The sequence below is a fragment of the Pseudomonas mendocina genome (assembly GCF_900636545.1).
GTDB classification, from domain to species: Bacteria; Pseudomonadota; Gammaproteobacteria; order Pseudomonadales; family Pseudomonadaceae; genus Aquipseudomonas; species Aquipseudomonas mendocina.
The window spans coordinates 2,143,191-2,166,659 of the sequence record NZ_LR134290.1 but is presented as its reverse complement, the minus strand read 5'-3'; the positions used below and the strand labels follow the sequence as shown (position 1 = coordinate 2,166,659).

Sequence of the window (23,469 nt, the reverse complement as noted above, 5' to 3'; positions counted from 1 at the left end):
ACCTTTAAATGCTAAGAGCCTGAACAATTGATTTACAGCTTCCCTTACCTCTAAAAACTAAGCGACTGGCACTTTTAAAGACGCCATAATCCGCAGAGGCGATTGCGTGCTCTCCAACCTCATCGTTCCAGCCGTTATAAATACTGACATCCTGCCCCTCGCTCTTAATAGCACATAAGAAACTGGAGAAATCAATGATAACGCCTTCTTCAGAGGGGCGAATATCCCGCTCAGAATCAATTAAAAAATTGCTATATACCAAATCATCAAGCCCCCCACCCTTAGAATCAAAAACTACAATCTTGACCCCACAGTTAAAATCAAATTCGACATCTCTCACTAACTCTTCGTCAAACATAAAACTTTTCATCCGAATAGATCTAACCCCATTAACCTCAATGCTTGGGAGAAATTTTAATTTAGATCTATCGCGAACTGCCTTCATCTCATCAAGATAAGGAACACTATGTGCCTTATGAGATCTCAAAAAAACTCGCTTTTCATCTTTTTCATTATAGTTATATAGACCACCATCACCCAAAACTACGCACCCATCATAAAACAAATAAATCATCATATCGTCATCATGGCGATGATAATTTGACTCATGAGAATTTTTTAAAATTATTAAAAATTCTTTATCCAGACCATCCTTACCGCGAAAAATCACATAACCAGATTTAGAATAATCTAGAAGATCAACCTTATTATTTTGTATATATGCCAAGCCTTCATCTTTATCTCGAGTATCGCCTATCAGAGGCAAATAGCCATTGGGCAGCGTAATGGCCCGTAGAAAGGCTTCTGCCTTTCCTATATAACTCTCGCCCAACTCCGAAATCTCTCGCTCCCCAAGCAAAGCGAGTGCTCTTAGTTGCTTTAGCCTACCCAGCATCATCTTTTGATATCCTGGGCTGTTTTCTTTATGGACACCTTCGTCTGTGAAAGCGAAAGAGAGTTCCGCCCTTAATCGTTGGCGATTGAGTATGCAGTAAGACTCAAACCCCTCACGAACAAACATTAACCCTACGGTCAAAGCGATCAAAGCCTGATCGAAACCATGATTTGTTAATCTTGAGTAGTTCTTCTCCACTTGCAACCAGTCGAGATGTTCTAGTATTAACTTTACAAGGAACTGCGCCTGAGGATCATCACCAATTGGTATGCCTGCCACATGGCAAAACAACAGCCAATTCGTCAAGTTCCGCAAACGAAATGCAGTGGCATGATCATGCCATACCAAGGGAGAATCTTTGTTATTCTTAGCGTTCTTAGCCCAACACTCGATGCTTTTGAGACACATCGAATAATACTTCTTATTTTCAAAGTCACTTTGACACTTGTAGCTATTAACAAACCAATTAAGAAAAGGAAGCGCCTGCAACTGCCACCACCAATTTCTATCTCGGCTAACACCTTGCCAATCAAAAACCGTTAAATCCAAAGATGTATCATCAAAGCTTCTGGCCTCGAAAAACTTGGCTTCAAAAACCTTTTTTAATTTTTGGTACTCTTGCTTATTATTAGGCTTAACAATAGTATTAATATAATTAAACGCTGGAGACGTGGCATTACTCAAAAAATTCTTCAATACCATTTATCTTTCAACTCCGCATAGCTTTTCTTGCCAACGCACTACGATATCCTGCGAAGAAAGTGTACTTTTTAAAAATTTAACGCCGACCTCTTCATCCTCGCCAAGCACCATTTCCTTAGCGTGCTCAAGCGATTGAACTACACTCGCCTCTCCCCAAATGTCAGCGGCACCCTCCCAACTCCAAATAACCGGGACAGCTCCCGTCAGCATTCCTTCGCCAATGGCCATATGGAACGATTCGAAGTCCGACGGGGAAAGAATAAAGCCCACCATGGTGAACCAGTCATTTACATCATCGCCAGGCGGATCGAATATGACCTTATTGCGCAACACCGGGTTGCCATTGATCCGTTCGAAGACTTGGCGATAGTACAGAAGTTCTTCTTCTCGCTTAAGCAGCCAATCATAGTCCAGTGGATGCTTGCCCTTTATTCGCAGGCAATAACGCTTGTCTTCTGCCAGCAAGGCTTCAAGCAGATCAATGGCGCGATCCAGTCGCTTGCTCTTTGGCGCCACGCCCACCATGCCGAGTGTATAGCGCGCATCCCCTGTTTTCTTCTTGGGAGTAAACTTGCTGTCATCCAGATAGTTCGGGATAACAGATGTTTTTTCCAACGGAAATCCTTTAAACACCTCAAGCGCATAGCGCCGCGTGTGCTCGCTGACGAAGCTGACATGATCGATTGCATTCCAGTTCGCTTCGGCCATATAGGGAACACGAGCTTCCTGAGCATGAAAACGTGCAACCAGGCGCTGATTCGGCTTCTTGTTATGGGAGTACCACTGCAGATTGCCCAGACACCACTCGCAAAAGATTAAATCGGCCTTTTCCAGAAGCTTTCGACTTCTCGTCTCGTCGTGCCTATTGTGCCCTTGCCATTCGTCTACCAAGAATTCGAACTGGCCCGTGCCTTCCAGTTTTCGCTGAAGCAGAGTGAAGAACTTTAGATCATGCCCTGCCACTAGAACCCGGACTCGACGCTCCACCTTTGGCGTTTCTGCGAGCCATTGGCGTATATCCTCGGCACGTGCAGAGAAAGTGTGCCGCTTTGCCAATGCGTATAATGCGTCGGCGGCCTGCTGGGCGATTAAGGGCTCACTCAAGGCACGAACGAGCTGCCGGGCGAACTCATCGGCACTATTGGCAAAGAGTGGGTAGTCTTTTCCCAGTAGTTCCTCGTGTAGGGAATTACGATTGAGAATTGCCGCGCACCCTGCACCGCCGTATTCCAGCATTTTTGTGGAATATTCAACGGTGTCGTTCATGTTTTCAGCGCGCCAGGAAAGGCCGACCCTGGCATGAAGCAACTCTTTCTGCACCGCTTCGCGCGACTGGGGGCCCAGCCAGCGAAGCCCTTGCGTATCGCTAAGGGCCTGGGTCATTCGCGACTGATAGTCATGGCGCCCTGGTTGACTATGAATTTTGTTGCCGATCATCAACAGTTCGCTGCCTGGCACCTGACGATGTACGCCCGGCCATTCCTCGGCCATTTCAAGAGTCATCCAGTCGTCTTTGAATTTGCCCGCGTAGGCCGCACGTAACGGTCTTTCAGACAAGACAGGCAGATGCTCGGGTAGATCTGGTATCACTGGGGTATAGAGACTGAGTTTACTTTCGTCCAAACCTGGAACCAACGCCGACCAAAGGGCCTTGAACCCTTCTGTCTGGCAAAGAACCCGGCCGCACCCAGTAGCGATGCGGCACATGAGATGACGCGACTCGTCGCTGTACTCCGATGCGAGCTGCGGAATATCAGTTAGATAAATCCAGCTCTTGCTCAGTAGGCTCGGGGCATCCAGCAGCCTGGAGGCGATCTCCATTCCGCGCACGATTACGACGTCGTAAGGGGTAATGCTATCCAGCTTTATCGCAAGTTCCGCCATCATCGGCAGGGACAAACGCTGATAGAATTTGCCCCCCCAGTACTCGCTACTGGCTCCATCAATGATGTTGATCACCGGAGAGGCATGTAATGGCTGAAATAGCTCATCACGGGCAGGTGGGCTTTTGGCAATGAAATCGACCTCCGCCACACCTGTGGCAGCCGTGACCAATGCAATCGTCTGCGCCCAGATGGAAGAACCGTCTATATGGTTGAGATCAGGTGCCGCACAGATCAGAACACGCTTGGTCATTTACTACCCCTAGTCCCTTGCTGTCCCACTGAACTGCTCCCTTGAAAGTGCTCGCTGTCAACCAAATAAAGATCTGAACGCGACAGCACAGTTTCAATATCGGTATTAATTTGGTGCTTGTAGAATTCAGCGGTTTTCCAGAGGGCGCCGCACATTAGCGCCTGCCCACCATAAGCAAATTCGTCGTGTTTGAGGGCTTTGGCCCAGCCTGCGGCCTCCGGCTCATAAAAGCTGGCATTGACCAAATCTCGCAGGTAGTGCTCGCCGTATTGGCACTTCACACTCAGACAACCAGCAATTGGATAGTTGCCTTGCTGTTCCGCAATCCAAGCCTGCCTTTGGCCCGGTTGCAGCAATGCGATTTTTTCAGACAATTGCCCCGCTGGCGCAACACTACCTTGTATGCACTCAATGCCGAGGTAAAAGCGACGATAACTCTGCTCTTGAGCAAAACGATTAAGAACATCAAGTTCTACTTGGCTATTAATACTAGCCAACAGAAGAATGCCAGGCTCAACGGACATACGATGGGCTATGCCCAGGCTTTCAAAAATATCATTGAGACGATGAGCATAAGTATGCCTAGAAAAAACCTCACGTATGCCAGCCAGACTACGCCTACGCCATTCTGCATCGTCAGTCATAAGAACATGTATGGCCTCATTAGCCTCTTCTTGACTGCGAACTAACCATACAGCATCCGAATCAAACAAATTCTCAATACCTCGCGCATAGGTACTGACGATAGGCGTGCCACACGCCATCAATTCGAACACTCGCCGTGAGAACATCGTGGGAGACTCTATAACCGAGTTAACATTCAAAAACACACGATATCGGCTGTACTCGTCACACAACTCCTTGTAAGGCAGACTTCCTTTGATTCCAGCTTGATATTCTTCAGGAAAGGGAAAAATCCCCGTCCCAAAATTGCGATCATAGATATCGAGCCCATGCTTATTGGCCGCGTCCAACAGCCAGCGCATGGCCTGCCCGCGTTCCGCATGGCGATTCCCGTACCAGCTACCGGCAAAGCAGGAAAGCGGTTTACGGCCTGCCAACGGAGCTGGCTTGTGCAGTGCAGGCTGAGCAGCAAACGGTAGCGCGTGAACACTCTGATTACCTGTCTTGGCGCTGTAGGAGTCCTTCATGCTGGCGTCGGTGGTAAAAATGTGGTCGACCAGCTTCGCGGTGCACATGAATTTATCGTGATGAACGGGATCTTCTTTGTTCCAAAAGAGTGTGGGAATACCTTTTTCACGCGCATACTGGCAAATTTGCGCAATTTCTTGGCCTGGTTTATTGGCATACTCGGCCACACGATATTGCCAGCTGCCCTGGTTGCCCTTCCAAGCGCTTTCGATAAATATAAGCTCAGGCTTGTATTTTTCAGCCAAACCATACCAATTATCAGGCCTTGGCTGAATAAGGTTTACATCATTTTCAAAACAACCGCTGGTGAATTCATCCATCACCCCTAATACATAGGGTTTATCATTAGATGGATAGTCGGGCCAGCCAAGAATACTAATCGCAGCAGCCTGAGCACTCGGCGGTATGAACGGTTCAACGCCATCTAGCTTCCTGGGTTTTGAGCTCACCATCAACTCAGAGACAAACACCTGTTCTTGTGCACTGCGATTGAAACCACATAGCCCAATATGTATTTCAATAACGCCTGCCGGCACAGTGAACTCGTGCAATTCTCGCACTTGACCTTGAGTACAAGGTAGGTATTTGAAGAACGCTTTCAAGTGGCCTGACCTCACCACTTTTCCACATTCTTTCTCGACTTCAGCACCTTCCTTATCGAAGCTTTTGAACAGAATTACAGCTTTACGCTTCGTATCGTCTTTTACATTGCGGTACTCAACCGCAGCAGAGACGGATAAAATTTGCCCCGGACGGACGTTTATCTTATGCCAGGCTGGTTCTGTACCAGCGAGCTCAGCAACGGCTTTATGCTGAAAAATCGCGAGGTCTGGTTTAACCTCTACGCCGAAGCTTTTAGTAGCGCTTACTTTTTGAGGTAAGCTCAGCCGGGCCTTACTCTGCTTTCTTTTATTTTTGGCCAAGCGCCACAGTGCCAGCGGAAGGCGAACAAAACCGCCAACCGACTTCCCCGCCATAACCAAGTGATAACCCGCTTGGTAACGAGCAGATCCCTTTAATTTTTCCTGTGCTGCTACACTTGTGGCCAGGAGTTTTTCCAACTGAACAACACGACTTTCGAGAGCATTCTTTTCAGAGGAAAGCTGCGTTTCTTTTGCTGCAAAGGCTTCATGACTAGCTCGATGAGCTCTTTTTTCAACCTCAAGAAACTCCAGCAATTCTTTAACTTCAGAAGCTTTCACATTTGCCGTAGATTTGCTTTCCTCCAGCTGACGAAGGAGCTCCTCACCATGCTCACGCAAGTAGGCATGGGCCTCCGAATCGGTAGCTATTTGCTCTTCAAGACGCCCTATAGTAAGTTGCGATTTTTGAAGCGCCTGCTCAGTCGCATCGAGCTGTTCTGCCAAAAGTGCTAGCTTATTTCGCGTTCCATCATGAGCTTCGGACTCAGCAGAGTTTTTCGCTTCTAGGCCCAATATTGTTAACTGTGCTTGCTGGAGCTCCTGCTCGGCCTTCACACACTGCTCAGCTAACTCAGCCAGTTTATTACGAGTGAGCTCGTGTGACTCGATTTCAAGGGCTAGCTGCTCTCCATGCTCATTAGAGGCTAGCTGCGCCTGCAAATTGTCGTGTGACTCTTTTTCACTCTGCAGAGCTTTTTTAAGATTTTCCACTTCATCTTGAGCAAGCTTAAGTGACTTATTTTTTCCGTCTATTTGCTCAGTAAGCTCTGAAATTTTCTCACAGGCTAATTTGTATTCGTGCTTTTTTGTTTCCAGACGAACCAGCAGCCTACGGGCGTTATCCAACTGTTGCGGTGTTTTTGTTTCACTCTCACCGATAACGCTATTCCACTCAAGAATGCGATAGTCGTCAGCATAGATTTCTTTGAGGCGCGCTTCCGCCGCTGGAGTCAACACCTGTTTAAGAGAGGGCAATGACTTGGATTCTGTATACTTGCGTTGAAAATACACAGCAGGACAATCCGCATCGCATATTGCCAACGGCACTGTACCTTTGGTTGTACTGTTAGTTGGCTCTAGAAAAACCTCATCACATAGTTCCTTCGGTAGCAGTTCTTGCATCTCAGCATACAACGAGTCCATGGTGATGACTTTGTTATACGTGATCGGCAACAGATGCCAAGATTGCGGATACAGATGGCCGTCCACTTCCTCCCAGCGATCCGTTTCCAACAGACTGACGTACTCATTGACAAAATCATCGAACGTCAAAAGTCCCGCATCACGCTGCACAGACTTACTCAATCGCGCCAAGAGATCTTCGGCACCATCTTGCTGTATAAGCTTGTTCTTATAGACGGAAAAAGCACGATCAATAGGGTCTCTATAAATAAAGACTTTATTAGCAAAAGATTGATCAATCTCTTCGGGTGTCAAATCCCTGACCTGGGCATATTTCGCCATGCAAGCCAACGAGGGTGTATCTCCAGGACACAACCCTGGATGCATAACTTTGAACAGTTTCTTGAATGATGTAGAAGCGTTTTTTCGAATATAGGTATAGAAAAATGAGACCCCATCCCCCTGAAAAACAAAATCCGGAGAAAATCGTTTTTTGGCTGGAAATAATGACCGGGGCTTGTAATTCACTGGAATCTCACTTTTCTGACACGCAAACATTCTGGTTAATTTGAGTTATCCGCTACATTTGGCGTGACCAAAAGCGGACGCCGAACTCAACAAACAGGCCAAAGCCCTCGAGTATCAACAACGCCCATGTGCTCAGGGAGCTGAAGGCTCTTGAATTGCTGATGATCCACCAGCAATACGCCAATATCAGCCTGCAGAAGCGCTTCTTCGGTACTGACCAAGGTGGCGCCGGCTAACGTGCTAGGCAGGGCATGATCGATATTTGGCTCTACCATAATTACCTTACCGGGATGGCGTTGCCGTAATTGTGCAGCAATAGCTAAAGCCGGACTCTCGCGCAAATCATCAATATCCGCCTTGAATGCCAAGCCAAAACAGGCAATGGTCACGTCGCTGGCAGTTTTACCTGGATTGGCGGCCATGTAAGCCCCCAGCATCTGGTCAACCTTGCCCAGCACCCATTCCGGCTTACTGTCGTTGACCTCACGAGCGGTGCGGATCAGGCGAGCCTGTTCAGGGGTCTTGCTCACGATGAACCAAGGATCAACTGCAATACAATGACCACCAACTCCCGGCCCCGGTTGAAGAATATTGACGCGAGGGTGTCGATTAGCCAGTGCAATCAACTCCCAAACATTGATGTCCAGTTTGTCGCAGATGATGGAAAGCTCATTGGCAAAGGCGATGTTAACGTCACGGAAGCTGTTCTCTGTCAACTTGGCCATTTCGGCAGTACGCGCATTGGTGACGACACACTCCCCTTCAACGAAGGTTTTGTAGAGCGCACAGGCTGCTGCGGAACACTTCGCTGTCATGCCGCCAACAACACGGTCGTTTTGTACCAACTCACGCAGTACGTGACCCGGTAGCACACGCTCTGGACAGTGGGCAATACGGATATCGGACTCTTCACCATGAGTCTGGGGGAAACTTAGATCCGGACGAGCTTCGGCCAGCCATGCTGCCATCTGCTCAGTGGCGCCAACAGGAGAGGTAGACTCAAGAATGACAAGGTCCCCCTGCTTCAACACTGGCGCGATAGCGTTGCTGGCAGCTTCGATATAGCTGAGGTCAGGATCGTGATTATCGCCCTTGAAAGGAGTGGGTACAGCAATCAGAAAGGCATCGGCGCCCTCAGGTTTGGTGCTGGCCTTCAGATAGCCCTCGGTTACAGCAGCATGTACCACCATATCCAGATCAGGCTCGACGATATGAATCTCACCACGATTGATGGTGTCAACAGCATGCTGGTTAACATCTACGCCAACGACCTTGATTTTACGTGAGGCAAATACGGCAGCGGTCGGCAAGCCGATATAACCCAGCCCGATAACGGAAATAGTCTTGAACTGCATGGTCACTTCTTCTTGAGTTGGGAAAGGGATTCGAGAATGCGCTGGCAGGCTTTGCCGTCACCGTAGGGGTTGTGAGCGAAGCTCATCTGACGGTAGGCGGCCTCGTCGGTAAGTAGAGTAGCGAGGGCAGAGGTGATAGCTGATACATCAGTTCCAACCAACTTGACGGTGCCGGCATCTACTGCCTCCGGGCGCTCGGTGGTATCACGCATCACGAGAACCGGTTTGCCCAGTGACGGTGCCTCTTCTTGAATGCCCCCAGAGTCGGTCAGGATCAGGTAGGACTGATTCATCAGGTAGACAAATGGCAGATAGTCCAGCGGCTCGATCAGATGCACATTCTCGATACCGGCCAGTAAACGATTGACCGGCTCACGAACGTTCGGATTCAAATGCACCGGATAAACGATCTCAACATCGGAGAATCGCTGTGCAGTCTCTACCAAGGCCTGACAAATACGCTCGAAGCCTCCACCAAAGCTCTCCCGACGATGTCCGGTAACGAGGATCAGCTTACGCTCCGGGTTCAGGAAGGGAAAACGAGAGGCGAATTGCGCTTGCAAGCTGCTGTCGGAGTCCAGCTTGGCAACCACCTGAAGAAGAGCATCGATTACCGTGTTGCCAGTGACGACGATGCTGTCAGAAGCAACCCCTTCTCTGAGCAAATTCGAGCTAGAGGTTTCTGTAGGTGCAAAATGGAGCGTTGCAATTGCGCCGGTGAGTTTTCGATTCCCCTCTTCTGGCCAAGGCGAATAGATATTGCCCGTACGCAGGCCAGCCTCTACATGAGCTACCGGGATCTGCTGATAATAAGCAGCAATGCTGGCCGCGAATGTTGTCGCTGTGTCACCGTGAACCAAAACGACGTCTGGCTTGAAAGTCGCTAAGACTTCACGCATACCCAGCAGAATAGAACTGGTTACGTCAGTGAGGTCCTGCCCTGGCTTCATGATATTGAGATCGAAATCAGGCACCAAATCAAATAGGTCAAGCACCTGGTCAAGCATCTGTCGATGTTGGCCAGTTACGCAGACTTTTGCTTCGAAGCGAGGATCATCCTGTAACGCCAGCGCTAGAGGCGCCATTTTGATTGCTTCAGGACGAGTACCAAAGACACAGAGCGTTTTTATCGTCATCTAAACCACACAATTCAAGATCAACATTTTAAGAGCAAAGCTCACCATACCCTGAATTCACTCAGAGCCCGCGATGATAAATTCCCCCTGCATATCAGCCTGTTCATAACGCTCGCACAAACGCTGAACAAGCGCCTGTTTAGCGACTGCGTCCCCATGCACAATCCGAACCTCTGACGGCCAATGGCGCATCCGAGTAACAAATCCTACCAAGCCCTCCTGATCAGCATGAGCGGAGTAACCACCAATGGTATGGACTTGCGCACGAATGTCATAGCGCTGTCCGTCCATTACCAAATAGCCACCACGCGGACCGAATTGCTGGATCTGCCTGCCGGCTGTGCCCTCGGCCTGATAGCCGACGAACAGAACATCGTGCCGCTCGTCTCCAAGCATGGCCCTGAGATAGTTGACGATGCGCCCGCTCGAGCACATTCCATTGCCGGCAATGACGATGGCAGGCTGGGCTGTCTGACTCAAGCGATTGACCATGGCTAGGTGAGCCTGATGGCTATCGACCGTAAGCAGGTTACAGAAAGCCAGTGGGTTACGACCTTTGGCCAAACGCGCCCTCGCCTCTGCATCCCAAAACTGGTCTAGCTCGCGATAAACCGCGGTGAAGCGGCTGGCCAGTGGAGAGTCGAGAATAATCGGCAAATTTGCCCAGTCGAGCACTGGAGCTTTGCTTGTTTCCGAAGCGCGTGCCCCTGGCCGAGTCTCTGTCGAAGCCCTCAGCGCCCTGCGATGAATGATGTCTTCGAGCTCGTAGAGTAGCTCCTGAGTGCGACCGATACTGAAAGCCGGGATCATGACCGTACCGTCATTGCTAAGCGCATGCTCGAGGACTTCTTTTTCCAGTCGCGCGCGACGGTTGCGGCGATCTTCGTGCAGGCGATCGCCGTAGGTACTTTCGATGACCAGAGTATCGGCTTTGTATGGAGCTTTAGGCGCTGGAAGGATTGGTGCATGAGCCGCACCCAGATCACCGGAGAACACGATGCGCTTCTTCTCACCCGTCTCAGGGTATCGCAGGTCCACTTCAACATAGGCCGAGCCGAGGATATGGCCGGCACGCTGTAGACGAATTCGGGCTCTGAGCGCCTGCGTGTCAACAAGGGTGAACCATTGCTTGTAGGGTAATGCGATGATGCGCTGCTCGATCAGCTTCAAGTAACGCTCGACTTGTTTCTGGTCGCGACTGAAACCGAGCTTGAAAGCATCCTCGAGAACAATGGGCAGAAGTTTGGCCGACGGCTCGCTGCAGAGAACCGGCCCATTGAAGCCCGCCGCTAGCAAGTATGGGATGCGGCCAACGTGGTCGATATGGACATGGGTGGCGACCAGAGCCTTGATAGTGTCTAAAGGGAAATCTATTGCGAGGTTGCCAGTGCCTGCTCGACCTTCGGGAGAAGTTTCGTCACCTTGAAAAAGGCCGCAGTCAACCAGCAGCGCATGCTCCTGACTCATCTGCAACTGATGACATGAGCCCGTTACACCAGTTACGGCGCCGTGATGAACAATGGAGGGGTACCGCACGAGTCAATCCTTTAACACTGGCAAATCTAAAGGGACTCAGCCCAGTAGTGCGGGTAACGGCTCAGGAAATCGCAATCAACTGAATCAGCTAGCTTAGAAAGCTGGCAAGGAAGGAACCTGTGAAAACCCGCACATTTTGCCGGTTTTCTACAATTTCGCAAGCGCGACAAAAGTGTGACGCCGGCCGACCGCCTGATCTGCAATTAAGTCACGCACCATTACTCGTCCTCATTGACCCGATCGCGCAGCTCCTTGCCGGGCTTGAAGTGCGGCACAAACTTGCCATCCAGGCGCACCGACTGGCCGGTCTTGGGGTTGCGCCCTACTCGCGGAGCACGATAGTGAAGCGAGAAGCTGCCAAAACCGCGGATCTCGATTCGGTCCCCCGTAGCCAACGCCTGGGACATTTGTTCCAACATGGTCTTGATGGCCAGCTCGACATCCTTGGAGGACAGCTGACCTTGGTGAGTGACAATTCTTTCGATCAACTCCGACTTGGTCATGGTTTTCCCTTCTTTTTCAAGCGGCTAGAAGACTCGACGGTTTGGTTTTAGCACGCTGATCAGCTTTTGAACAGCCTAAAAAACAAGGCGTTAGCGCAACGCTGGGAACAATCGACCATATAGCGATTTCATTAGCACCGCCACAAGGCAAATACCGAGTCGATATTTAGCGACGAGAGAAGAGGAAAGTACATTTAGCGACGCACAGACCGAGAGGCATCAAGCGTCCAACAGCGGAGCCAAGAAACAAAAAAGGCGACCCGAAGGCCGCCTTTTCGTGCGATGAATTACCCGAACTTAGTTCTGGTTTTCCATCTGAGCACGGATCAGATCACCAATAGTGGTCGGACCGGTGCTTTCAACGTCTTGCTTGTTACGCAGTTCCTTCATCGCGTCCTTCTCGTCCTCGACGTCTTTCGACTTGATGGACAGGCTGATAACGCGGGACTTGCGGTCGACGCTGATGATCTTGGCTTCTACTTCGTCGCCTTCTTTCAGGACGTTGCGCGCGTCTTCAACGCGGTCACGGCTGATTTCGGAGGCTTTCAGAGTGGCTTCGATCTCGTTGCCCAGGTCGATGATGGCGCCCTTGGCATCTACTTCCTTCACAACGCCACGGACGATGGTGCCCTTGTCGTTGAGGGAAACGTAGTTGCTGAACGGATCGTCTTCCAGTTGCTTGATGCCCAGGGAGATGCGCTCGCGCTCCGGGTCAACCGACAGGATGACGGTTTCCAGCTCGTCGCCCTTCTTGAAGCGACGCACGGCTTCTTCGCCAGCTTCGTTCCAGGAGATGTCGGACAGGTGAACCAGGCCGTCGATGCCGCCGTCCAGACCAATGAAGATACCGAAATCGGTGATCGACTTGATGGTGCCGGAGATCTTGTCACCCTTGTTGAACTGACCGGAGAAGTCTTCCCACGGGTTGGTCTTGCACTGCTTGATACCCAGGGAGATACGACGACGCTCCTCGTCGATGTCCAGAACCATGACTTCCACTTCGTCGCCGACGTTGACGACCTTCGACGGGTGGATGTTCTTGTTGGTCCAGTCCATCTCGGAAACGTGCACCAGACCTTCAACGCCCTCTTCCAGCTCAGCGAAGCAGCCGTAGTCGGTCAGATTGGTGACGCGCGCCATGACGCGGGTGTTTTCCGGGTAACGAGCCTTGATGGCAACCCACGGATCTTCGCCCAGCTGCTTCAGGCCCAGGGATACGCGGTTACGCTCGCGATCGTACTTCAGAACCTTGACGTCGATCTCGTCGCCAACGTTGACGATCTCGGACGGGTGCTTGATGCGCTTCCAAGCCATGTCGGTGATGTGCAGCAGGCCATCTACGCCGCCCAGGTCAACGAACGCACCGTAGTCGGTGAGGTTCTTGACGATACCTTTGACTTGCTGGCCTTCCTGCAGCGATTCCAGCAGAGCTTCGCGCTCGGCGCTGTTCTCGGCTTCCAGGACGCTACGACGGGAAACGACAACGTTGTTGCGCTTCTGGTCCAGCTTGATGACCTTGAATTCCAGCTCTTTGCCTTCCAGGTGAGTGGTATCACGCACCGGACGGACATCAACCAGGGAACCCGGCAGGAACGCGCGGATGCCGTTGACGTCAACGGTGAAGCCGCCTTTGACCTTACCGTTGATAACGCCCTTGACCACTTCTTCAGCGTTGAACGCAGCTTCCAGAACCAGCCAGGATTCAGCGCGCTTGGCTTTCTCGCGGGACAGCTTGGTTTCACCGAAGCCATCTTCAACCGCGTCCAGCGCAACGTGGACTTCGTCACCGACCTTGATGGTCAGCTCGCCTTGTTCGTTGAAGAACTGGTCGAGCGGGATGACGCCCTCGGACTTCAGACCGGCGTGAACGGTAACCCAGTCACCGTCGATGTCGACCACGATGCCGGTGATGATGGCGCCCGGCTGCATGTCGAGGGATTTCAGGCTTTCTTCAAATAGTTCTGCAAAGCTTTCGCTCATGTTGATTCCTGTTGATCAAGGGCGGGGATTCGCCCAAACCACATTCCAGACCATGTGGGTTCGTTCATGTAAAAAGAGGCCTGCGGGACAAGGACTGGTCTCCCGCATGCCTCCTTGCGGACTCTTCGATTTAAAGCAACCGAGAGCCCCTTTACCCGGCGAGATCGCGATCGGCGACCTCGCTCAGAATTCGTTCTAGCACTTGCTCGATGGAAAGTTCGGTGGAATCCAGCAGGATTGCGTCGGCTGCCGGCTTCAGCGGAGCCACCGCACGCTGAGTATCACGCTCGTCGCGCGCCCGTATCTCGTCGAGAAGACTCGCGAGATTAACATCATCGCCCTTGGCCTTCAACTGCAGGTAACGGCGGCGGGCACGCTCCTCGGCACTGGCGGTCAGAAAAATCTTCAGTGGTGCGTCGGTGAACACCACGGTTCCCATGTCGCGGCCATCGGCCACTAGGCCCGGCATCTCCTGGAATGCACGCTGACGCTGCAGCAGCGCCTCGCGCACCGCTGGCAGCGAAGCCACCATCGAAGCGCCTGCGCCCACCTGTTCATTGCGAATGGCGTCGGTCACCTCTTCGCCTTCGAGGATGATGCGCTTGTCGATGAACTGAACATCCAGATGCGCGGCCAGCTGCTTGAGCGCCTCCTCGTTGGTCAGATCGATACCGTGATTGCCGGCGGCAAAGGCCAGCAGACGATAGAGCGCGCCGGAGTCGAGCAGATTCCAGCCCAGCTGCTTGGCCAGCAGCGCGCAAAGCGTGCCCTTGCCCGACCCGCTCGGCCCATCGACAGTGATTACCGGGGCACTCATACAGCACCCTCTTCAGCCACATTGATGCCGACCTCAGCCGCCAGAGCGAGGAAGTTGGGGAAGGACGTAGCGACGTTGGCACAATCGTGGATACGAATCGGCGCACTGGCACGCAGCGAAGCAACGCTGAAGGACATGGCGATGCGGTGGTCGCCGTGCGCCCAGACTTCCCCACCACCCATGGCACCGCCTTCGATGACGATACCATCGGGGGTCGGCTCGGCCTTGACCCCCAGCGAGATAAGGCCATCGGCCATGACCTGAATACGGTCCGACTCCTTGACTCGCAGCTCTTCGGCGCCGCGCAGCACGGTACGACCTTCGGCGCAGGCCGCAGCGACGAAGAGCACAGGGAATTCATCGATGGCCAGCGGCACCAGGTCTTCCGGAATATCGATACCCTTGAGCCTGGCTGCACGCACACGAATGTCGGCAACCGGTTCGCCACCCACTTCGCGTTGGTTTTCCAGGGTAATATCGCCGCCCATCAGCTTGAGGATATCGATCACGCCAGTACGGGTCGGATTGATGCCAACGTGCTCCAGCACCAGTTCGGAGCCTTCGGCGATGCTCGCCGCGACCAGGAAGAACGCCGCCGAGGAAATATCGGCCGGCACCTCAATGCGCGTAGCACTGAGTTTGTGCCCGGACTCGACGCTGGCAGTGCTGCCCTCCACGCTCAACGGGTAGCCAAAGCCACGCAGCATGCGCTCAGTGTGATCACGGGTTGGCGCCGGCTCGGTAACCGAGGTGCGGCCCGCCGCGTACAAGCCCGCCAGCAGCAGGCAGGATTTGACCTGGGCGCTGGCCATGGGCATTTCGTAATCCATACCGGTCAGGCGCTGGCCGCCCTTGATATTCAGCGGCGGACGCCCTTCAGGCCCGGTCTCGATCACCGCGCCCATTTCCCGCAACGGCTTGGCCACGCGATTCATTGGACGCTTGGACAGCGAAGCATCGCCAGTCAGGATGGTATCGAACGATTGCGCCGCCAACAGGCCGGAGAGCAGACGCATGGAAGTGCCGGAGTTGCCCATATACAGCGGGCCGGCCGGCGCCTTCAGGCCGTTAAGGCCGACACCATGAATGGTCACACGACCGTGATGCGGTCCCTCGATAACCACGCCCATATCACGGAAAGCCTGCAGCGTGGCCAGGGCATCTTCACCTTCAAGGAAGCCTTCGACCTCGGTGGTGCCCTCAGCCAACGAACCCAGCATGATCGAACGGTGCGAAATGGATTTGTCACCGGGTACACGGATACGTCCGGACAGGCTGCTACCGGGTTTTGCCAGGAAAATCAGATCGGTCGAGTGCATAGCGTCCACATAGGCCCTGCGGGCCAGAATTTTGCTGAAATGTTCGCGGGCAACACGAGCGCGAGTAAACACGCCCAGCAGTTGATGCCCATCCCCGGCGTCGACCGCGTCGCGCAAGGCGTCGAGGTCGTCGCGAAACGTATCCAGTGTGCGCAACACGGCCTCGCGGTTGGCGAGGAAGATATCGTGCCACATCACCGGATCACTGCCGGCGATCCGCGTGAAATCGCGGAAACCACCGGCCGCATAGCGGAAAATCTCCAGGTTCTCGCTGCGCTTGGCCAGCGAGTCAACCAGGGTAAAAGCCAGCAGGTGCGGCAAATGACTGGTAGCAGCCAGCACCTGGTCGTGGTGCTCTACATCCATGGACTCGACATCCGCACCGAGCTCGCGCCACAGGCTTTCAACCAGGGCCACCGCCGCTTCATCGCTGTGCTCACAGGGTGTAAGGATGACCTTGTGACGGCGGAACAGCTCGGCATTGGCAGCTTCCACACCACTCTGCTCGGAGCCAGCGATAGGATGCCCAGGCACCAGGCGCACAGCCTTGCCGGAAAACACCTGACGCGCAGCGCGTACGACATTGCCCTTGGCGCTGCCCACATCGGTCAGCACGGCACCACCAAGATCAAGCTTCGCCAGCTCGGCGAGCACCCTCTCCATGGCCAGGATAGGCACGGCCAGCTGGATGACCTCAGCTCCCTGACAGGCACTGGCCAGGTCGCTCTCGCAGCGGTCGACGACACCTAACTGCACAGCCAGACGGCGCGATTCAACGTCCAGGTCGACACCTACCACCTCCCGGCACAGACCACGCTCGCGCAGCCCCTTGGCAAAGGACCCACCGATCAGGCCAAGACCGACCACCACCAGGCGGCCGATCTTAGGGGCGTTCGATTGCACTGCAGTGACAGTCACGCCGACAGCACCTTGGCCAACGCCTCGAGGAAGCGCGAGTTCTCCCTCGGCAGGCCGATGGAGACACGCAGGAAGTTGGGCATGCGGTAACCGGCCATCGGTCGCACGATGACCCCCTCACGCAACAGCGCCTGGTTGATCGCCGCCGTATCGCGACCAAAATCGACGGCGATGAAGTTGCCCTTGGACGGAATCCAGCTCAGGCCCAGGGCACGTAAGCCCTCTTCCAGTTGCTGCATGCCCACGTCATTGAGCCGCCGACTTTCGGCCAGATAGTCGACATCAGCTAGCGCTGCACAAGCGGCGGCCAGGGCCAGACTGTTGACGTTGAACGGCTGACGCACGCGATTGAGTACATCGGCGATAGCCGGCGAGCTGATCGCGTAACCGACCCGCAACGACGCCAGGCCGTATGCTTTGGAGAAAGTGCGTGACACCAGCAGGTTGGGATAGCGCACCAGGTAGTCCAGACCATCCGGCAGTTCGTCGCCTTCGGCGTATTCGATATAGGCTTCGTCCAGCACCACCAGCACAGACTCCGGCACCTTCGCCAGGAAAGCCTCCAACGCGTCCGGGCCGAACCAGGTACCGGTCGGATTATTGGGGTTGGCGATGAAAACGACGCGCGTGTTGTCATCGATGGCGGCAAGCATCGCCTGCAGGTCGTGACCGTAGTCCCTAGCCGGCACGATTTTGCCCTGCGCGCCCACAGCCTGAGTGGCGATAGGGTAAACAGCAAAGGCGTAGTCACTGAACACGGCATTGAGGCCGGGTGCCAGATAGGCTCGGGCAACCAGCTCGAGGATATCGTTGGAGCCGTTGCCCAGGGTGACCTGCGCCGCATCCACGCCATAGCGTGAGGCCAGCGCAGCCTTGAGGGTGAAGCCGTTGCCGTCCGGGTAGCGGGTCAGCTCGTCCAGCTCGGCACGAATCGCCGCCAGCACCTTGTCGCTGGGGCCGAGCGGGTTCTCATTGCTGGCCAGCTTGACGATACCCGCCGGGTCGAGACTCAGCTCACGGGCCAGCTCGTCGACCGGCTTGCCAGGTACGTAGGGGGACAGCTTTTGCACCCCTGGCTGGGCCAGGGTCAGGAAATCGCAACTCATCACAAAACCTCATTGTCTCGACCGAGCGCCACAGGCTTCATAGGAGCGAATTCAGTTACGAATATCGCGGCTAAAGCCGCTCCTACAAGGACGCGGTTTACAATACCGCCTTGGGATAGGAACCCAACACCTTGAGCGCCACGGCCTCTTGCGCGAGCTTCTCCAGCACATCCTTGATCAGCGGATCACGGTGATGACCGATGAAGTCGATGAAGAACACGTAGGTCCATTTGCCGCTGCGCGACGGGCGGGTTTCGATACGGGTCAGGTCGATGCCGTTGTTGTGGAACGGCACCAGAAGCTCGTGCAGCGCACCCGGCTTGTTGCGCATGGAGACGATGATCGAGGTCTTGTCGTCGCCGGTCGGCGGCACTTCCTGATTACCGATGATGAGAAAGCGCGTGGAATTGTCCGGGCGATCCTCGATCTTCTCGGCCAGTTTGGTCAGGCCATACAAATTGGCTGCCATGTCACCGGCGATGGCCGCACTGTTCCACTCGCTCTTCACCCGCTTGGCCGCATCGGCGTTGCTGGAGACTGCCACGCGCTCGACATTCGGGTAGTGCGCATCCAGCCACTTGCGGCACTGGGCCAGCGACTGGGCGTGGGAGTAGATGCGGGTGATCTTGTCGGTCTGAGTGGTCTCGCCGACCAGCAGATGGTGGTGAATACGCAGCTCCACCTCACCACAGATGACCATGTCGTGCTCGAGGAAGCTGTCCAGCGTGTGGTTGATCGCACCTTCGGTGGAGTTCTCCACCGGCACCACGCCGAAATTCACCGCACCAGCTGCCACTTCGCGGAACACTTCATCGATGGCGGCCATTGGCACGCTGATTACGGCATGACCAAAGTGCTTCATCGCCGCCGCCTGACTGAAGGTGCCTTCCGGGCCGAGATAGGCGACTTTAAGCGGATTTTCCAGGGCCAGGCAGGAGGACATGATTTCGCGGAACAGCCGCGCCATTTCCTCGTTACCGAGCGGGCCCTGATTGCGCTCCATCACGCGCTTGAGCACCTGCGCCTCGCGTTCGGGGCGGTAGAAGACCGGCGATTCGCCTTCCTTCAGCTCCTTCATCTTCACACGGGCGACTTCTTCGGCGCAGCGCGCGCGATCGCTGATCAGCTCGAGAATGCGCTCGTCGAGGTTGTCGATGCGTACGCGCAGCGCTTGCAGTTCCTGCTCGGACATATCAGCCGTGCTCCTTCTCGAACTCGGCCATGTAGGCCACCAGCGCCTCGACAGCATCCAGACCGACGGCGTTGTAGATGGAGGCACGCATGCCACCTACCGAGCGATGGCCCTTGAGGTTGAGCAGGCCGCGCTCATCGGCACCGGCCAGGAAAGCCTTGTCCAATTTCTCATCGGCCAGGCGGAACGGCACGTTCATCCAGGAGCGCGCGTTGTGGGCGATGGGGTTGCTGTAGAAGTCGCTGCCGTCGATGGCCTTGTACAGCAAGTCCTTCTTGGCGCGGTTGATACGCTCCATCGCTTCGACGCCACCCTGCTCCTTCAGCCACTGGAAGACCAGGCCGGAGAGGTACCAGGAATAGGTCGCCGGGGTGTTGTACATCGAACCGTTATCGGCGGAGATCTTGTAATCGAGCATGGTCGGGCAAGCGCTGCGAGCGCGGCCGAGCAGGTCTTCACGCACGATCACCACCACCAGGCCGCTCGGGCCGATGTTCTTCTGCGCACCCGCGTAGATCAGGCCGAACTGGGAAACATCGAGTGGACGCGAGAGGATGTCCGAGGACATATCCACCACCAGCGGGATATCGCCGGTCTGCGGCACCCAGTCGAACTGCAGACCGCCGATGGTCTCGTTGCTGCAGTAGTGCACGTAAGCGGCATTCTTCGACAGTTGCCAGTCGTTCTGCCCGGGAATGGCGAAGTAGTCGTGCGCCTTGGCACTGGCAGCCACATTGATGGCGCCATAGCGACGCGCTTCTTCGATGGCTTTCTTCGACCAGATGCCGGTCTCGACATAGTCGGCGACGCCGTCTTCCGGCAGCAGGTTCAGCGGAATCTCGGCGAACTGCTGGCTGGCACCGCCCTGCAGGAACAGCACCTTGTAGTCGTTGGGCACAGCGAGCAGATCGCGCAGATCCTGCTCGGCCTGGCTGGCGATGGCCACGTACTCGTCACTGCGATGGCTCATCTCCATCACCGAGAGCCCCTTGCCTTGCCAGTCGAGCATCTCGGCCTGGGCACGTTGCAGTACAGCGGTCGGCAGCGCGGCCGGGCCGGCGCAGAAGTTAAAAGCTCGCTTGCTCACGTCTGTCTCTCTCAGATTCACAGAACGCCACCACCAGGCGATGGCATGTCCAAACTGCCTGCCGTGCCGTGGGAGGGGCTTTAGCCGCGACTGTCGCCGCTAATCGGAACGCCACCCGCCCCTCCCACAAAGCCCGACTTTATTCCTCGCTGCCTTCCTCGGCATCGGCGACTGGTGCATCGGCGTTTTCGGCGACTTCAGCGCCCTCTTCGCCTTCGACCAGCTCATCCTCTTCCACCGGGGTTGGCTCCTGCACACGCTCCAGGCCGACCAGGGTCTCGTCCTTGGCCAGCTTGATCAGGGTGACGCCCTGGGTGTTACGACCGGAACTGGAGACTTCGTCGACACGGGTGCGCACCAAGGTGCCCTGGTCGGAAATCAGCATGATTTCCTCGCCGTCCTGGACCTGGATAGCGCCAACCAGCTTGCCGTTACGCTCGCTGGTGACCATGGCGATAACGCCCTGACCGCCACGACCACGACGCGGGAATTTGCCCAGGCCGGTGCGTTTGCCGAAGCCACGCTCGGAAGCCGTGAGAATCTGCGCACCGGACTCCGGAATCAGCATGGAAATCAGTTGCTGATCCTTGCCCAGGCGCATGCCGCGCACACCGCGTGCGGTACGACCCATGGTACGCACCTTGCTCTCGGCGAAGCGCAGCACCTTGCCGGCGTCGGAGAACAGCATGACTTCCTTGGCGCCGTCGGTGATGGCGGCAGCGATCAGGGTGTCGCCCTCTTCCAGCTTCAGGGCGATCAGACCGGCGCTACGCGGACGGCTGAACTGCACCAGCGGGGTCTTCTTCACAGTACCGAAGGCGGTAGCCATGAAGATGAAGGCACCGGTCGGCTCGGCGACCAGCTCGGGAGTTTCGCCCTCGACTTCTTCGACTTCCTCGGCCTCGACCACCTCGGTGGCTTCGCCCTCGATCACCACGCCTTCGTCGTCCAGATCTTCGTCGGCACCGGCGCTCTGCTGCAGGGCTTCGAGGTCGATCTGCAGCATGGCGGTGATGCGCTCACCTTCGTCCAGCGGCAACAGGTTGACCAGCGGACGACCACGGGCAGCACGCGAGGCCTCGGGAATCTCGAACGTACGCAGCCAGTACACCTTGCCCTTGCTGGAGAACAGCAACAGGGTCGCGTGACTGTTGGCAACCAGCAGGTGCTCGACGTAGTCCTCGTCCTTCACCCCGGTGGCAGACTTGCCCTTGCCTCCGCGACGCTGCGCCTCGTAGGCAGCCAGCGGCTGGCTCTTGGCATAGCCACCATGGGAGATGGTGACGACACGCTCTTCCTCGGTGATCAGGTCAGCAATGGTCAGGTCCTGACGCGAGGCGATGATCTCGGTCCGACGGGCATCGCCAAACTCGGCCTTGACCTTCTCCAGTTCCTCGCGAATGACTTCCATCAGGCGCTCGGGGTTGGTCAGGATGCGGATCAGCTCGCCGATCAGTGCCAGGATTTCCTGGTACTCGCCCAGCAGCTTCTCGTGCTCCAGGCCGGTCAGGCGGTGCAAGCGCAACTCTAGGATGGCCTGAGCCTGCTCCGGCGACAGGTAGTACTTGCCATCGCGCAGACCGTATTGCGCATCCAGCCCTTCCGGACGGCAGGAGTCGGCACCGGCGCGCTCGACCATGGCTTCCACGGCACTGGAGGCCCAAGCGGTCGCGATCAGGCGCTCCTTGGCCTCGGCCGGGGTCGGCGAGCTCTTGATCAGCTCGATCACCGGGTCGATGTTCGACAGTGCAACCGCCTGGCCTTCGAGGATATGGCCGCGCTCGCGCGCCTTGCGCAGCTCGTAGACGGTACGACGGGTCACCACTTCGCGGCGGTGACGGATGAACACCTCGAGCATGTCCTTGAGGTTCATGGTCTTCGGCTGACCGTCGACCAGCGCCACGACGTTGATGCCGAAAACGCTCTGCATCTGGGTCTGCGCATAGAGGTTGTTGAGCACGACCTCTGGCACCTCGCCACGGCGCAGCTCGATCACCACACGCATGCCGTCCTTGTCGGATTCGTCACGCAGCTCGGTGATACCTTCGATCTTCTTCTCTTTGACCAGCTCGGCGATCTTCTCGATCAGACGCGCCTTGTTCAGCTGGTACGGCAGCTCGGTCACCACCAGTTGCTGACGACCGCCGACCTTGTCGATGTCCTCGACCTCGACCCGAGCACGCACATAGATACGCCCACGCCCCGTGCGATAGGCCTCGATGATGCCGGCACGGCCATTGATGATGCCCGCGGTGGGGAAATCCGGACCCGGGATGTATTGCATCAGCTCATCGACGGTCAGCTCGGCGTTGTCCATCAGCGCCAGGCAGCCATCGATCACCTCGGTGAGGTTGTGCGGCGGGATATTGGTGGCCATGCCCACGGCGATACCCGAGGAGCCGTTGACCAGCAGGTTCGGCACCTTGGTCGGCATCACTGCAGGGATCTGCTCGGTGCCGTCGTAGTTGGGCACCCAATCGACGGTTTCCTTTTCCAGGTCGGCCAGCAGCTCGTGGGCCAATTTGGTCATGCGCACTTCGGTGTATCGCATGGCCGCGGCGTTGTCGCCGTCCACCGAACCGAAGTTGCCCTGACCGTCGACCAGCAGGTAGCGCAGGGAGAAGTCCTGCGCCATGCGCACGATGGTGTCGTACACCGCAGTGTCGCCGTGCGGGTGGTATTTACCGATCACGTCACCGACCACACGGGCGGATTTCTTGTAGGGCTTGTTCCAGTCGTTGCCCAGCTCGCTCATGGCGTAGAGCACACGACGGTGGACCGGCTTCAAGCCATCGCGCGCATCCGGCAGCGCACGCCCGACGATCACGCTCATTGCGTAGTCGAGGTAGGACTGTTTCAGCTCGTCTTCGATATTGACCGGGAGGATTTCTTTGGCCAGTTCGCCCATGAGAAGCCTGGTTCCTTTTTCTGGTGAAACTCCGTGCCATTCTTCCTGAACGCCATGGAGCACGTCGCGATAGCCTCAGGCCATCAGCGACTCACGACAAATCAACGAGTTATGTCACGATTCGATGCTGTGAAGGTGGCTGCAGTCAGCCCCC

The 23,469-nt window shown here is 55.3% G+C and carries 14 protein-coding genes; all 14 read right to left on the bottom strand.

The window, feature by feature from the left end:
• Nucleotides 1-4 precede the first annotated feature (4 nt).
• Nucleotides 5-1,597: a heparinase II/III family protein gene (locus EL191_RS09925; protein WP_080764268.1), complete on the bottom strand. Its 1,593-nt coding sequence runs from the start codon at nucleotides 1,595-1,597 to the stop codon at nucleotides 5-7.
• Complete coding sequence (locus EL191_RS09920) at nucleotides 1,598-3,733, bottom strand: glycosyltransferase family protein (RefSeq protein WP_041978486.1); 2,136 nt, start codon at nucleotides 3,731-3,733, stop codon at nucleotides 1,598-1,600. It abuts the gene before it with no gap.
• Nucleotides 3,730-7,458 (bottom strand): glycosyltransferase family protein, encoded by a 3,729-nt coding sequence (locus EL191_RS09915; protein ID WP_162184350.1) that lies wholly within the window; start codon nucleotides 7,456-7,458, stop codon nucleotides 3,730-3,732. The genes EL191_RS09920 and EL191_RS09915 overlap by 4 nt, the downstream gene beginning before the upstream one ends.
• Before the next feature lie 86 nt (nucleotides 7,459-7,544).
• Nucleotides 7,545-8,813 carry a UDP-N-acetyl-D-mannosamine dehydrogenase gene (gene wecC, locus EL191_RS09910; RefSeq protein WP_041978483.1) on the bottom strand — a complete coding sequence of 423 codons (1,269 nt, stop codon included), beginning with the start codon at nucleotides 8,811-8,813 and terminating at the stop codon, nucleotides 7,545-7,547.
• A 2-nt stretch (nucleotides 8,814-8,815) separates the two neighbouring features.
• Nucleotides 8,816-9,949 (bottom strand): non-hydrolyzing UDP-N-acetylglucosamine 2-epimerase, encoded by a 1,134-nt coding sequence (gene wecB / locus EL191_RS09905; RefSeq protein ID WP_080764266.1) that lies wholly within the window; start codon nucleotides 9,947-9,949, stop codon nucleotides 8,816-8,818.
• Nucleotides 9,950-10,006: 57 nt separating this feature from the next.
• Nucleotides 10,007-11,485 (bottom strand): MBL fold metallo-hydrolase RNA specificity domain-containing protein, encoded by a 1,479-nt coding sequence (locus EL191_RS09900; RefSeq protein WP_080764265.1) that lies wholly within the window; start codon nucleotides 11,483-11,485, stop codon nucleotides 10,007-10,009.
• Between the two features lie 218 nt (nucleotides 11,486-11,703).
• Nucleotides 11,704-11,988: an integration host factor subunit beta gene (gene ihfB / locus EL191_RS09895; protein ID WP_003243558.1), complete on the bottom strand. Its 285-nt coding sequence runs from the start codon at nucleotides 11,986-11,988 to the stop codon at nucleotides 11,704-11,706.
• Nucleotides 11,989-12,285: 297 nt separating this feature from the next.
• Nucleotides 12,286-13,968, bottom strand: a complete 1,683-nt coding sequence (gene rpsA / locus EL191_RS09890) for a 30S ribosomal protein S1 (protein ID WP_012018329.1) — start codon at nucleotides 13,966-13,968, stop codon at nucleotides 12,286-12,288.
• 151 nt (nucleotides 13,969-14,119) lie between these two features.
• Nucleotides 14,120-14,785, bottom strand: a complete 666-nt coding sequence (gene cmk, locus EL191_RS09885; RefSeq protein WP_013715087.1) for a (d)CMP kinase — start codon at nucleotides 14,783-14,785, stop codon at nucleotides 14,120-14,122.
• Nucleotides 14,782-17,022, bottom strand: coding sequence for a bifunctional prephenate dehydrogenase/3-phosphoshikimate 1-carboxyvinyltransferase (locus EL191_RS09880; protein ID WP_041978470.1), 2,241 nt, complete (start codon nucleotides 17,020-17,022; stop codon nucleotides 14,782-14,784). The genes cmk and EL191_RS09880 overlap by 4 nt, the downstream gene beginning before the upstream one ends.
• A complete protein-coding gene (gene hisC, locus EL191_RS09875) occupies nucleotides 17,019-18,128 on the bottom strand; it encodes a histidinol-phosphate transaminase (RefSeq protein ID WP_041978468.1) in 1,110 nt (369 codons plus the stop codon). The genes EL191_RS09880 and hisC overlap by 4 nt, the downstream gene beginning before the upstream one ends.
• A gap of 97 nt (nucleotides 18,129-18,225) precedes the next feature.
• On the bottom strand, nucleotides 18,226-19,320 hold the full coding sequence (gene pheA / locus EL191_RS09870) for a prephenate dehydratase (RefSeq protein WP_017362834.1): 1,095 nt from the start codon (nucleotides 19,318-19,320) through the stop codon (nucleotides 18,226-18,228).
• A gap of 1 nt (nucleotide 19,321) precedes the next feature.
• Nucleotides 19,322-20,407 carry a 3-phosphoserine/phosphohydroxythreonine transaminase gene (gene serC / locus EL191_RS09865; protein ID WP_041978465.1) on the bottom strand — a complete coding sequence of 362 codons (1,086 nt, stop codon included), beginning with the start codon at nucleotides 20,405-20,407 and terminating at the stop codon, nucleotides 19,322-19,324.
• Nucleotides 20,408-20,546: 139 nt separating this feature from the next.
• Nucleotides 20,547-23,315 carry a DNA gyrase subunit A gene (gene gyrA, locus EL191_RS09860; RefSeq protein WP_041978463.1) on the bottom strand — a complete coding sequence of 923 codons (2,769 nt, stop codon included), beginning with the start codon at nucleotides 23,313-23,315 and terminating at the stop codon, nucleotides 20,547-20,549.
• Nucleotides 23,316-23,469 lie beyond the last annotated feature (154 nt).